At 51.0% G+C, this 13,403-nt stretch carries 14 protein-coding genes and 1 riboswitch; of the genes, 10 read left to right on the forward strand and 4 right to left on the reverse strand.

Going from position 1 to position 13,403, the window contains the following annotated elements; genetic code table 11:
• The first annotated feature begins 46 nt into the window (after positions 1-46).
• From ACXMYH_RS05860 to ACXMYH_RS05885, 6 genes are all read left to right on the forward strand, one after another.
• The gene (locus ACXMYH_RS05860) at positions 47-592 is read left to right on the forward strand and encodes an RNA polymerase sigma factor (protein WP_486555694.1); all 546 of its coding nucleotides are present in this window, start codon (positions 47-49) and stop codon (positions 590-592) included.
• Positions 582-950, forward strand: a complete 369-nt coding sequence (locus tag ACXMYH_RS05865) for a DUF4179 domain-containing protein (protein WP_486555695.1) — start codon at positions 582-584, stop codon at positions 948-950. The genes ACXMYH_RS05860 and ACXMYH_RS05865 overlap by 11 nt, the downstream gene beginning before the upstream one ends.
• Positions 934-1,560, forward strand: coding sequence for a histidine kinase (locus ACXMYH_RS05870; RefSeq protein ID WP_486555696.1), 627 nt, complete (start codon positions 934-936; stop codon positions 1,558-1,560). Before ACXMYH_RS05865 ends, ACXMYH_RS05870 begins: the two co-directional genes overlap by 17 nt.
• Positions 1,557-2,180: a PrsW family glutamic-type intramembrane protease gene (locus ACXMYH_RS05875; RefSeq protein ID WP_486555697.1), complete on the forward strand. Its 624-nt coding sequence runs from the start codon at positions 1,557-1,559 to the stop codon at positions 2,178-2,180. The genes ACXMYH_RS05870 and ACXMYH_RS05875 overlap by 4 nt, the downstream gene beginning before the upstream one ends.
• 155 nt (positions 2,181-2,335) lie before the next feature.
• Entirely contained in the window at positions 2,336-2,635 is a 300-nt protein-coding gene (locus ACXMYH_RS05880; protein ID WP_486555698.1) for a hypothetical protein, read from the forward strand.
• A 17-nt stretch (positions 2,636-2,652) separates the two neighbouring features.
• Positions 2,653-5,433 carry an S-layer homology domain-containing protein gene (locus ACXMYH_RS05885; RefSeq protein ID WP_486555699.1) on the forward strand — a complete coding sequence of 927 codons (2,781 nt, stop codon included), beginning with the start codon at positions 2,653-2,655 and terminating at the stop codon, positions 5,431-5,433.
• Positions 5,434-5,685: 252 nt separating this feature from the next.
• Here ACXMYH_RS05885 and ACXMYH_RS05890 read toward each other — a convergent pair whose 3' ends face one another.
• From ACXMYH_RS05890 to ACXMYH_RS05905, 4 genes are all read right to left on the reverse strand, one after another.
• Positions 5,686-7,248, reverse strand: a complete 1,563-nt coding sequence (locus tag ACXMYH_RS05890) for a PhnE/PtxC family ABC transporter permease (protein WP_486555700.1) — start codon at positions 7,246-7,248, stop codon at positions 5,686-5,688.
• Positions 7,249-7,335: 87 nt separating this feature from the next.
• Positions 7,336-8,094, reverse strand: coding sequence for a phosphonate ABC transporter ATP-binding protein (gene phnC / locus ACXMYH_RS05895; RefSeq protein ID WP_486555701.1), 759 nt, complete (start codon positions 8,092-8,094; stop codon positions 7,336-7,338).
• A 49-nt stretch (positions 8,095-8,143) separates the two neighbouring features.
• Complete coding sequence (locus ACXMYH_RS05900; protein WP_486555702.1) at positions 8,144-9,244, reverse strand: phosphate/phosphite/phosphonate ABC transporter substrate-binding protein; 1,101 nt, start codon at positions 9,242-9,244, stop codon at positions 8,144-8,146.
• A 93-nt stretch (positions 9,245-9,337) separates the two neighbouring features.
• The gene (locus tag ACXMYH_RS05905) at positions 9,338-9,610 is read right to left on the reverse strand and encodes a hypothetical protein (protein ID WP_486555703.1); all 273 of its coding nucleotides are present in this window, start codon (positions 9,608-9,610) and stop codon (positions 9,338-9,340) included.
• Positions 9,611-9,878: 268 nt separating this feature from the next.
• A riboswitch (TPP riboswitch) is annotated at positions 9,879-9,986 on the forward strand.
• A 283-nt stretch (positions 9,987-10,269) separates the two neighbouring features.
• On the opposite strand from ACXMYH_RS05905, the gene thiE reads away from it, so the two are divergent.
• The 4 genes from thiE (at position 10,270) to ACXMYH_RS05925 (ending at position 13,341) form a co-directional block, all read left to right on the forward strand.
• Positions 10,270-10,905: a thiamine phosphate synthase gene (gene thiE, locus ACXMYH_RS05910; RefSeq protein WP_486555704.1), complete on the forward strand. Its 636-nt coding sequence runs from the start codon at positions 10,270-10,272 to the stop codon at positions 10,903-10,905.
• Between the two features lie 213 nt (positions 10,906-11,118).
• Entirely contained in the window at positions 11,119-11,928 is an 810-nt protein-coding gene (gene thiD / locus ACXMYH_RS05915; protein WP_015554066.1) for a bifunctional hydroxymethylpyrimidine kinase/phosphomethylpyrimidine kinase, read from the forward strand.
• On the forward strand, positions 11,925-12,587 hold the full coding sequence (gene tenA / locus ACXMYH_RS05920) for a thiaminase II (RefSeq protein ID WP_486555705.1): 663 nt from the start codon (positions 11,925-11,927) through the stop codon (positions 12,585-12,587). Before thiD ends, tenA begins: the two co-directional genes overlap by 4 nt.
• Position 12,588: 1 nt before the next feature.
• Positions 12,589-13,341: an ABC transporter ATP-binding protein gene (locus tag ACXMYH_RS05925; protein ID WP_015554068.1), complete on the forward strand. Its 753-nt coding sequence runs from the start codon at positions 12,589-12,591 to the stop codon at positions 13,339-13,341.
• Positions 13,342-13,403: the final 62 nt, after the last annotated feature.

Raw genomic sequence — 13,403 nt, forward strand, 5'->3', positions numbered from 1 at the left:
CCACATATACTGTGTATAGTATTTCAGACAGAAGGAAATGAACAGCATGGTCATTGATGAAGAACTTTACAGGCAGTATCTGCGCGGCGATGAAGCAGGACTTGAGGCTTTAATGAGAAAATACGGTAACCCGCTGACCCTATACATCAATGGCTATCTGCATGATGTCCACGAAGCGGAGGACCTGATGATCGAAGTATTTTCCTATCTGTTCACAAAAAAGCCGCGTATCAGGGACGGTGGCCTTAAGGCCTACCTGTATAAAGCAGCGCGGCACATGGCTTTGCGCCACAAAAGCAGGCGTCGGCTTTTCTTCAGCCTTGATGACCTGACGGAAGAGCCGGATGGAAAGACGCTGGTGGAGGAGGTTATCCGGACCAGGGAACGGGATCAGATTCTGCACTTCTGCATGGACGAGTTAAAACCGGATTATCGGGAAGCTCTTTATCTGACATATTTTGAAGGAATGAGCTACCAGCAGGCTGCCGAGGTCATGGGAAAAAGTGAGAAGCAGATCACCAATATGGTATACCGGGGAAAAGCGCGCTTGCGCGGATTACTGGAGCGGGAGGGAATTACCAATGCGAAGTAATGAGGAACGGATCGCGGAAGTAAAACGTCGTATTGCGGAAAAAGAATACAAAAAAAGACTGCGGAGAGAATGGGCTGCCGCAGTTTGCTGCGTGGCCGCATGTCTTGCAGTGATCGCAGGTGTTTCCCTTTCCATGCCTGATATTGTCAGCCAGATCGAGATGGGAACCGCCTCTAACTTTGAAACAACTGCGACGATGTTGGGCGGCAGCTCTGCACCTGGATATATCGTGGTCGGACTGCTCGCCTTTGTCCTCGGCGTGTGCGTGACGGTTTTATGTTTCCGCATCCGCAGACTGAATGAAGAAGAACAGACAGGGGAGCAAAAGGGGGAAAATGCAGATGGAAGTCGTCAGTAACCTTTTGCAGGCCGCGGTTACCCTGCTGGGCTTTGGCTTGGGTGGTATCCGGTATCTGAAAAGCCGGAAACAGGAGTATTTCCTGCTGACCTGCTTTTATGGCTGTTTCTTCCTTGGCTCTCTCTACTGGACACTGTATCTGCTTTTATTTTCCGAAACGCCGCAGGTCTTTTATGTGTCAGAGTTCGGCTGGGTAGCAAGTGTCATTTTCCTTTCCATGCTGCAATACACGCTTTCTTCGGCAGAAGAACGGAGATTTCCGTGCAGGAAAGCTCTGAGCGCCATCTTCGCCGGTGTTCCGCTGTGCATATTTTACTGCACCTTTGGAGATATCCTCTCCAATCTGCTCTGGTGCGGTATGATGATCGTTGTTTCCTATTCTTCTATCCGGGGGCTTGTCTATGCCAGAAGGCAGAGGGGAGCTGCAAATAGTATGAAATATTTTCATATCTGGGTCCTTTGCTATGTGACATTAGAATATGCCCTCTGGACTTCCGGCTGCTTCTGGCCGGGAGATTCCATTTTCAGCCCATACTGCTGGTTTGATCTTTTGCTGGCGGGCTGCCTGTTCGCTTTGCTGCCGGCAACGGGAAAGGCGGTGCAGGAATGACGTATATTGAAAATGTTTTTATCTGTATGGCATCGCCGTTACTGATTGCCGCCCTGTGCATGGGAAAACGGCAGACAAAATTTTTTCTGTTCTGCCTTGCGGGAATGGGGGCGTGTCTGCTTTCCGCTTATATCAATACCTTTTTTGCCGCGCTTTATGGTGCGGACAACCTTGCCGCCACTGCGGAGATTGCCCCGGTGGTGGAGGAAGTCATGAAGCTTCTGCCTCTGCTTTTTTATCTTCTGGTATTTGAGCCGAAAGCGGAACAGATCAGAATTACTGCTGTGATGGTCGCCCTTTCTTTTGCCACTTTTGAAAATATCTGCTATCTGATCCAAAATGGAGCCGGACATTTTTCCTTTATTTTTTTCCGGGGGATCGGAACAGGAGCGATGCATGTGATCTGCGGAGCCATTGTAGGCGGAGGTCTCGCGTATGTGTGGCAGCGGACCTGGCTGAAGATTGCCGGAACCTGCGGTCTGCTGGGAGCAGCCATCACGCTTCACGCGATTTATAATCTGCTGATCGCTTACGGCGGTGCAGTGCAGTATATTGCCTATCTTCTGCCTGTAGTGATTTTGGCAGCGGGAAAGCTGATTGCCTGCCGTCTGACACCGTAATATAACTTTATTTTGTGATTTTTGGGAGCTGTTTTTACGCAGCTCTCATTTTTTTTTGAAAAATCTACTTCCCGGGTGAGAGTTTTTCCGGATTTTTGTACCTATATAAGTGAAAGACCCTTAAGCTGAGTGTTCAGAAAGGAGGTTTTGTGTGCATGTACGATACACAAAAGCGTGTTTCGCTGGCAAAAGAGCGGATAGCGGAATATCGCCGCCGACAGGCGCGGCGAAGCATTCGCAGTCTGTCTGTACTGTGCGCTCTGCTGTTTTTGTCCCTTCTGGGAACGGTAGGTACGGTGCAGAGCCAGCCGATGGATGCCGCGGGAATGTACGGGGCGATCCTGCTGCATGAGGGTGTGGGCGGATATGTGCTGGAAGCGGTCATTTCCTTTACCGCGGCAGTTGTGCTCACTGTTTTATATATCAAATTCAGAAAAAGGAAACAGATACCATAGAAATGGGGGGAAAATCAATGAGAAAGCCAGAAAAACAAAAGAAACAAAGAGAACGGATCTATGCGGCACTGCTCGGTATCTGTATGATGCTTTCTTTGGTTTCTGTGCCTGTATTGGCGGCAGAAATGAGAAAAGGAGCGGGCAGCCATGAACATACCCCGGAGTGTTATACGTGGACGGAAACATGTGTCCATGAGCATGCGCCGGAATGTTACCCGCAGAAGGATACAACGGAACAAGTGGTCACCCCATCTGATGCGGTGGAGCCCACCGAGTGCGGCCATGTATGCAGTGAGGAAAGCGGCTGCATCACAAAAGAATTAAATTGTCAATATGACAGCGAAAGCACTCCAATAACTGCGAAAGCGCTTATGAAAAATAAAGCGATCGCAACCCGGTCCAATGCGCGGAAAGTCTCTTCTATCGCTCGCGCACAGGAGATGATCGATGCTTTGCCGGACGTAACAGATATCAATAACGATAACCTCGAGGAGGTAAGGCTTCAGTTTAAAGCTGTTGAGGACGCAATGATACAGCTTTCCGTTGAGGAGTCGGTCATACTTGATATCGCACGCTATCTGAAGGTTGCGGCTGTGCTGTATGGACCGTTTCCTGACATCCAGAATCCTATCCTCGGCACAGATATTAAATGGACGATCAGCAGAGACAATAAGACCATTACGATATCCGGTAAAGGGGAAATGCCTGATTTCGACAATACTATTTCCGGTAAAAGATGTCCCTGGGAGGACAAAAAGTCTAAGATTAACAAGGTGGTCATAGAGGAAGGAGTGACAACGATTGGAAAACATGCATTTAGTGGATGCATAGCACTCAATGAGGTGCAAATTCCAAAAACAGTCAAAACAATAGGGATTGCCGCTTTTCAGGGCTGTAACACCCTCAGGCAGATTGATATTCCAGGTAGTGTCAAAGATGTGAGGGGCTTCGCATTTTATGATTGCCCGCAACTTGGGCAAGTTCACACCCATTGGAAAGATCCGGAAGAAGCAGAATTGTCATTGGCATTTTATCTGCCCGGTAAATCATGGCCGGAGAATCTGACGATATATGTTCCTGACGCGTATAAAGACAAATTTGAAGCTGCATGGATAAACTGGAAGGTAAAGGGCGAAACTTACACAGTCTCTTTTGATGGAGGCAGAGCATCGGGACGTATGGAGTCAGTGGAAGGCATATCCGGGGATTACGTTCTTCCGGAGTCTGGTTTTACATATCAATCAGCGATCCTTGATTGCTGGGCGCTGGATAATCCTGATGGAGAGAAAGCGGGATGCCCGGGAGATATTTTTCCTGTTACGGAGAATGTGGTGCTTTATGCCAGCTGGAGACTTGTGATCGTGATACCGGAGATTCACGCATGGGGCGAATGGCAGAGCGATGCCGGAAAACATTGGAAGAAATGCTCAAACTGTAATGTCATCGGTGAAGAATCAACACATAAGTGGGATAGCGGCGAAGTGACAATACAGCCTACCTGTACAACCGCAGGTCAGAAAACCTATACCTGCACAGTCTGCTCCGCAACAAAATCAAAAACGATGGATGCGCTGAGTCATGATTTCAGTGTGCAGCAGCATAATGAAACCCGGCACTGGAAGAAATGTTCCCGCTGTGAGGCAGAGGATATCAGGGAAGATCACTTCGGCGGAACAGCCACCTGCAAAGATCAGGCGGTGTGTTCTGTCTGCGGCGCGGCTTATGGGGAGCTGAATCCAGATCACCACACGGGCGGCACCGAGGTGCGCGGCAGAGTTGAGGCCACTGCCAGCGCGGATGGCTATACGGGGGACACCTATTGTAAGGGCTGTGGTATCAGAATTGCGGCAGGACAGGTGGTACCGAAGGATCCGGCGTCCCCGACGACCCCGACAACCCCGACGACACCGACGACACCGACGACCCCGACGACCCCGACGACACCGACGACACCGACGACACCGACAATCCCGACGATTCCAACGACCCCGACGACCCCGAAAAAGGACAGCAGCAGTTCCGGAAGCAGCGACGATACCACCAGCTATACGCTGAACTTCCATGCGAACGGTGGCGGTGGCATAAGTGCAATTGGGGGAACCTACGGTAAGACGGTCAGCCTTTCCGATTATATTCCGACCCGTGAGGGCTATGATTTTACCGGCTGGTATTCTGATCAGGCATTGACACAGAGGATCACGGAACTCAGGATGATCGGAAACAGGACGGTTTACGCCGGGTGGATAAAGAGCAATTCAGATACATGGGCGAATCCATTTACGGACGTGTATGGAAATGATCGGTTTTATAAGGATGTGATGTTTGTCTATGAGAAGGGATTGATGTCCGGAATCAGCGCAACGACCTTTGCACCGAACACCAATATCACCCGGGCCCAGATCGCGGTGATCTTCTACCGTATGGCGGGCAGCCCTGTTGTTGATGGAAAGAATCACTATACCGATGTGGAGTACGGTCCCGGCACCGTAGGGCTTTACGATGCGGTAACCTGGGCACAGCAAAACGGCATTATGGGAGATTGCGGCGGCAATAAATTTGGGCCAGATGATCCTGTTACGCGTGAACAGCTTACATCGATCTTTTATCGCTACGCACAGGTCAGGGGCCATGATACCACACAGGATGGCATGGCAGCCGGCAGCGATCTTCCTGATCTGAAGGGCACGGTTACCCGCGCTGAGACTGCGGAGATGCTCCATCAATTTGTAGAAAAACAGGGACTGAAACCTGTTGCTGCGTCGACAGGTGCGACAGAATGGGTGAAACCGGCGAGCTGAGGCGATACATCGGGCTGACTATCCGGTAAAAGGTGGAACCTGAGCACAGGCGGCTGATGATCTGTGTGTCCGGGTCAAAAAATGAATAAAAGACCTTTTGACATCGTTGATTATTTTGTGTCAAAAGGTCTTTTTACTATTTATAAAATCTATGTAGTTCATACTGGACGTCAGTTGTAGAAAGCATATTTCTGGGCAGGATGGAATTTCTGCAAACAGTCCTAAAAAGAGATGAAATAGCAGGGATTTATTTTATCTGCGTGAAGACAGAATATCCACACCCCACACAAGCAGAATCAGTCCCAAAAGGATCGCTCCAGCCTTATTCCAGTCGTACTGGTTCATCGCGAAGATAAGCGGTGCGCCGATCCCGCCTGCGCCCACGAGTCCGAGAACGGACGCCTCACGGATATTGACGTCAAAGCGGTAGAGGACGGCGGAGCAGAACGCCGGAGCGATCTGCGGGAGAACGCTGTGGAAGACGGCTGGAACCGGGTGGACACCCATGGCGAGGAGCGCCCGGTACGGGCCGGGATCAATGGTCTCCAGACATTCGGTGAAGCGCTTTGTGAGAAGTCCGATGCTGCAGACGGCTAACGTCAGGACACCTGTGAAGGCGCCGGGACCGGAGACCCGGATAAAGATCAGACCATAGATCAGAAACGGGATCGACCGGATCGCCATGATGATCAGGTTAAAGAAAAAAGCGGTCGGAGCAGGGACAAAGCGTCTTGTGTTGAGAAAGGCAAGGGGTGCGGAAAGGAAAGCACCGATGGCTGTTCCGACAATGGCAATGCAGATGGTCTCAAGAAGCAGATAGCCGAGCCCGTCTTTCTTTGCGGAGAAAAAGAAGCTACAGTCCGGATGCGTGAGTCCGGCTGCCATACTTTTTAAGGCAGCGGCACTTGTTCTTGAAAAATCCGGCGGAGTCTGTGTCGCTAGGCAGAAGAGGAAGAGCACTGCAAAACCGAAAAGGATCATCCGTCCAGAGATACGGGTCTTTTTGGACAAGTCCTTTCTGCCTGAAAAAAGTTCTGCGATCTGTCCGCTGTGGATCACAGCTGTAAAATACCGGTTTGCGTACTCGATGACACAGACGGTGAGAAAGAGCAGCAGCAGGATCGTTCCGACTTTGTGGAATTCCCGCCAGGAGATCTTTTCATTTAAGATCAGGCCGATCCCGCCTGCCCCTACGTATCCGAGGATAGAGCTGTGCCGCACATTCGTCTCAAAGAGGTACAGGGCGTTTGTCAGAAACGCGGGCAAAATCTCCGGCAGGACGGCATGGATAAATGCCGGGAAACGGGCACAGCCCATAGAGATAAGGGCCTGATAGGGAGCTGTGTCCGTATGTTCCGCATCCTCGTAGGTGAGCTTAGTCATGATCGCAAAGGTGTAGAGCGTGATCGCGAAGGTTCCAGCAAAGGTTCCGAGTCCGAAGAGAAAGGTCGCGGCGAGCGCCAGGATCAGCGCCGGAAAAGACCGGAGTATCTGGATCAGGAGACGCAGCAAACGCCTTGCCCAGGACGGAAAATGCAGGGACACAGCGCCGAAAGGGGAAACGATCAGTGCCAGAGCGGATCCTGTCACGGTACCTGTCACGGACATCTGGACCGTGTAAAAGAGCGGCAGCAGGATCTTCGGAAAATAGGAGAGATCCGGCCGCATCATGTCGGCCGCCAGATCTGAAAGATGGGAGCTCCTTGAAATAAAAAGAGCCGGATCACATCCGGTGAAGGACGCGGCGGCGTAAAAGCAGAGAAGGAAGAGGATCCAGCCGGCAGGTTTTATATATTTTTTTCGATTTCTGTACATGGATTGCTTCCTCCTCTGAAATGCTTCTCTGCAAGGATCCGTTGGGGTGGATAAATGCATAAATAGCAGAGTTCTATTACTCATCACCTAAGATAGGTGGGAGTCTTCGAGACTGAGATAAATGTTTCTCAAGATTTCCTCATTCATTTCCGATGGCGTTCCATCAAAAACCACATTTCCGTCCTTCAGCCCGATGATCCGGTCGGAAAACTCCTGAGAAAATTCAAGGTTATGGCTGTTCATAAGAATCGTGACGCCATCCTTTTCCTGAATCTCCTTTAAAAGTGTCAGGATCTGCCGCCCGGTGACCGGATCCAAGGAGGCGGCGGGCTCATCAGCCAGCAGGATTTTTGGATGACGCATGAGGGCTCTCGCGATGGCGGTGCGCTGTTTCTGACCACCGGAGAGATTTTTTACCGGTTCTTCTGCTTTTTCCAAGAGTCCCACGCGGTCAAGAAATTTCAGTGCTTCCGCCCGGCGCTTTTTTCCGTAGATTCCGAACACAGCGGGGAAAAATCCCATATCCGGCAGACAGGCAGTGAGCACATTTGCAAGGCAGGTGGAATTTTCCACGAGGCAGAAATCCTGATAGATGGTGCCGATGGATCTCTTTACATTCTTCCTGGCGGTTCCGGACATGGACGATATGTCGCTGCCATCAAAAAGGACAGCCCCGTCCCCCGGCGTCTCCATGCCGTTTAAGATCCGGAACAGGGTGGTTTTTCCAGCTCCGGACGGACCGATCACGGAGACGAACTCGCCCTGAGGGATGGTAAAGGTTACATGGTCCAGGGCGCGTGTCCCGTTTTTAAATTGTTTTCCAATGTTCTGAAGAACGATTTCCATGAAGATACCTGCCTTACAAATAATGAATCAGTAAAAAATTGGGATCTGTTTAGTTCATAGACTTTAACATTTCCTGTGCGGCGCGTTCCCCGTCATAGTTCGCGTCATCGCCCCACTCGTAGCCGACCTGACTGAAGACTTTGATGATGTCTTTGCCTTCATCAGTTCCTGCGATCTCGATGAAGGAATCACCGAGAGCTTGACGGAAGTCAGCGTCCTGCATGAGCTCGGAAGTTTTGCTGTATGCGATCATATCGTTGTAGATTCCCTCTGTGACGCCGATGATGCCTGTCTGCTTTACCATATCATCAGTGCCGCCGAATTTCTCTTTCCAGTCCGGCGCATATTTTGTGCGGATATGGCCGTAGGAGACCATGAGGTCTGCCTGTCCGGAGGCGAGGCGGGCAAGGGATGTGGTGTAGGAATCAGACTGGACCGCATTCGCGAGGTCAGCGATGGTCTTTCCGTAGCGCTCGTTTAACCATAAGGACGGATAAATGTAGCCGGACGCGGAGGTCGGTCCCATGACTGCCCAGGTGGCGCTGTTTAAGTCATCCCAGGTAAGTTCCTCGCCGTTGTTGACTTTTGCTAAGAGCTCCTGACCTTTTTCACTCGGTCCCGCGAGAATGATGGAGCGGTAATATGTGCTCATTTTGTCTGTGTTTTCCTCGATGGTGCCGTCGTTCCATTCCTTCGGATCTTCGGAGTCCTTGTTGATGGCGTAGCGGAGAGCCGTGAGGAGAACGTCGCAGTCATCGGAGAACAGGACATAGTTTCCTCCGGAGATAAATCCGAGATCAGCGCTTCCTGCGCTCAGTGCCTCACCGACAGCAGTGTAGCTTGTTCCGACGGTCATGTCGATGTCTTTGACATCGTAGCCTTTTTCAAGCAGTGTCTCTTTTAAAAGGTTCTCTAACGGCTCTGTTGCTGTCGTGATCGTATCTGCGTCCGCGTACGGGGAGAAAGCGATCTTTAAGGAATCGATGGATTTTGTCTCTGCGGAAGCGGCTGCTTCAGAAGTGCTTTCCGCAGAAGCGGCAGCTGTGGTCTCCCCTGTGGAAGCAGCCGGTGCGTCCGTTTTGGAAGAACATCCTGCAGTGAGTCCGAGGCAGAGTGCCAGGGAGAGAGCCGGTACAACAAATTTTCTCATAATATAATACCTCCATAGCCCGTCAGGGCAGAATATATTTTCTGCTGAAAGAATGGGACACCGGGAAATACGGTGAAATAGTTTCAATATCCGCTAATGGTCAGGACACTGTGAGAGCGTGATCGTTCCGAATAAGAAATAGAACGCGTTCAGCTGCCATGAATCCGGAAGAAACAGGCGGATAAAGAAAAAGGCATGCCTTCTGCAGCATGCCGTAAAAATGACTTTCAGGCAGAATGCTGACAAGCCGCGGACATGGATCCGCGGCATGGGACGGTCGATCCTTTCTGGGATCCTCTCAGCCCGGAACACGGACTCCCTCGCAATCTGGTCTTCGTCATCAAGTAATTGAATTGACCGCAGCACCAGGGCGCTCCCCCTCATGCTGCATTCCGTTAACCGATTTGGATTGTAGCACAGGAGGCGAAAAAAGGCAAGAGAGGAAATTTCTGAAAGGCCGCCGGGAAAAAGCGATGGGCGGGGAACACAAGGCTGTAAGCAGGCTGCACGGAATACATGAAAAATATCGATGGATCCATGCAAAATCCGCAATCTTAAAATCATGTACGAAACCGGGTGCAAACTTGACTTTTCCGCTCGGAAAGTATATAGTAAATCTTGTCAAAAAAAGAAAATAAACAGACCGGGGAGCCTGACGGATCAGGCTGAGAGTTGGCTGCATCGCCAAGACCCGTATACCTGATTTGGATCATGCCAACGTAGGAAGCTGCTGAAGAGAACGAGTAGAAGTGGAGATACCTGCGGGTGTCTCCTTTTTTTACGCGAACAACGAGCCAAAGTCCGCGCTTGCGCGAGACCTTGGCGACTGTCGCGATAACAAGGGGAAACTCGCGAAGCGTGTTTTCACTTGTTGTAACAGGAAATTCCGGGGAATTCCCTGTTACACAAAAGGTACTGACGTGCCAATGCTGTGCACTCGCGTGAAGATGTAGATCGTCGCAAGCGGCCGCGCGAGGAGCGGGAATGTGCGAGGCGCGTTTCATGTATTGTAGGAGGTAGAAGATATGAACTGCAGACCGGAAGATATGCTGCTCTACGCGGTGACGGACCGCGCGTGGTTAAATGGTGAGACTTTGGAGAGTCAGGTGGAAAAGGCTTTAAAGGGCGGCGCGACCTTTGTTCAGCTGAGGGAAAAAGAGCTGGATGAGGAGATGTTTTTAGAAGAGGCGAAGAAGATCAAAAAGCTCTGTGCCGAATATCATGTTCCCTTTGTGATCAACGACAACGTGGATATCGCTCTTAAGATAGACGCGGACGGCGTTCATGTGGGACAGAGCGATATGGAAGCTGGAAAAGTGAGAGAAAAGCTGGGACCGGATAAGATCATCGGTGTTTCCTGTAAGAATGTGGAGCAGGCACTTCTCGCGAAAAAGCACGGGGCAGATTACCTCGGTGTCGGAGCGATGTATCCGACAGGAACAAAAAAGGACGCCACAGCGGTGACACCGGAGGCGCTTTCTGCGATCTGTCAGGCGGTGGATATCCCGGTAGTCGCCATCGGCGGGATCAATAAGGACCGTATAGAGCCCCTTAAGGGAACCGGTGTGGATGGTGTCGCAGTCGTCAGCGCGATCTTTGCGGCAGAGGATATTGAGAAGGCGACACGAGAACTGAAAGAGGCGGTAAGAGAAATCTTATAATATAATTTTTTAAACACTACATTCAAACAAGCCAATAAGCCAGAAGAAAAATACTACTTGCCTGAAAATATGAATTCTAAATTCACAGAGCAGCAATTTTCCCTCTGGGTTTTGGAATAGATCAAGCGGAAAACATTTCCGCGGCGGCACATTGGGGGCACCACCTTGCGTCGCCTAATAAAAAGTTATTGATGCCTGAAAGGAGTTTTTATGATGAAGACAGCATTAACGATCGCTGGAAGCGATTCCAGCGGAGGCGCCGGCATCCAGGCCGATTTAAAGACGATGATCGCAAACGGAGTATACGGAATGAGCGCGATCACAGCACTGACGGCCCAGAACACGACCGGCGTCCAGGGGATTTTCGAGGTAACACCGGAATTCCTGGAACAGGAGATCGACAGCGTATTTACGGACATCCGTCCGGACGCGGTAAAGATCGGAATGGTTTCTTCTGCGGGACTGATCAAGTCCATCGCAAAGAAGCTTCATGAACACAAAGCAGAAAATATCGTTGTGGACCCGGTCATGGTGGCGACAAGCGGATCAAAGCTGATCAGCGACGATGCCATCGGCACATTAAAAGAATACCTGTTTCCGATGGCGGCAGTTCTGACCCCGAATATCCCGGAGACAGAGGTTTTATCAGGGATGGAAGTAAAGTCCGCCGAGGACATGATCGCGGCGGCAAAACAGATCAGTGAGACCTATCACTGCGCGGTCCTCTGCAAGGGCGGTCATCAGTTGAATGATGCCAACGACCTGTTATACCGCGACGGCAGCTACCGCTGGTTCAACGGTAAGCGTATCGACAACCCGAACACCCACGGAACCGGCTGCACCTTATCGAGCGCCATCGCCTCCAATCTGGCGAAGGGTTATGATCTCGATACGGCGGTGGAACGCGCAAAGGCTTACATCTCCGGAGCGCTGGCAGCCATGCTGGATCTCGGACATGGATCCGGACCGATGGACCATGGATTTGATTTTCGCGGAAAAGGATTTGCGGAGGAACAGGCATGACAATGACAGAACGCCTTTTAGAGGCAACAAAGGAGATCTGGGACGGCTATAACGAGACGCCTTTTGTAAAGGGAATCGCGGACGGCAGTCTGGATCATGAAAAATTTAAATATTATATGATACAGGATTATCTGTATCTTCTTGACTATACAAAGGTATTTTCCATCGGCACGGCGAAGGCGAAAAACCTCGACGCTATGCGCCTGTTCGCGGGTTATACCCATTCGATCCTGGACGGTGAGATGGATATCCACCGCGCGTACATGACGAGACTTGGAATCGCGAAGGAGGAGGCGGAGCAGACACCGGTCGCTCTTGATAATCTGTCCTATACCTCTTATATGCTTCGTGTCGCTTACGAGGAAGGAGAGGCGGAGGTCATGGCGGCGATCCTTTCCTGCGCGTTGAGCTATGAGTTTATCGCGAAGAAGATCCTTGCGGAGTATCCGGCTGCAGATAAGCATGAGTTCTATGGGGAATGGGTCAGCGGATATGCGTCCGATTCCTACCACGAGGACAATGAGGTGCTGTCAGATCTGATGAACCGCCTGACGGAGGACTATTCCGAGAAGCGGAAACAGCATCTCGTGGACATATTTACAGCATGCTCCCGCTACGAGGCGGCATTCTGGGATATGGCATGGGAAATGAGGCAGTAGGATGCTGAAATTTGACAATGTAAGCTTTCAATATGATGTGGAAGATTTCTCCATCATTGACCACCTTTCCTTCGATGTACAGGACGGGGAATTCGTGTCCGTCATCGGCGCTTCCGGCTGTGGTAAGAGTACGATCTTCCGGCTTGTGAACAAGCTTCTTCTGCCGGCTTCCGGCGAGATCCTGGTGGACGGAGAGTCCATTGAGAGGAAGAGAAACTACTGTGGATACATGCCGCAGCAGGATCTTTTATTTCCATGGCGGACCGTGAGGGAGAATCTCCTGCTGCCGATGGAGATCCGGGGCGGATATTCGAAAACGGAGATGAGAGAGAAAGCGGACGCGGCGCTGGAATCGGTTGGTCTTAAGGACTGGGGTGACAAGATGCCGAAGGAGCTTTCCGGCGGCATGCGCCAGAGAGCGGCGTTTGCGAGAACGGTGCTCACGGGTTCCGACCTTCTGCTTCTCGATGAGCCATTTTCAGCCCTCGATTACCTGACAAGGATCTCCATGCGGGAATGGCTTTTAGAGCAGTGGGAGAGGGAGAAAAAGACAGTCCTTTTTATCACGCACGATGTGGAGGAAGCGGTCTTTTTGTCCAGCCGGATCCTGGTTGTAGAGGAATCACCGATCACCCATCTGCGGTCCATTGATGTTCCGGCAGAATATCCGAGATCCAGGGACGAGCTTCGGAAACCGGAGATACTGTCCCTGAAGGAGGAGCTGATCGGTATGCTGAGGAAGGAGACGTCATGAGTAAGAAGATGAAGAAGGATCATGCGCGGGTTCCTTCCGGGGCTTCGCGCGGACAGACCCAT

It is taken from the genome of Pilosibacter sp. NGB245 (assembly GCF_057397225.1).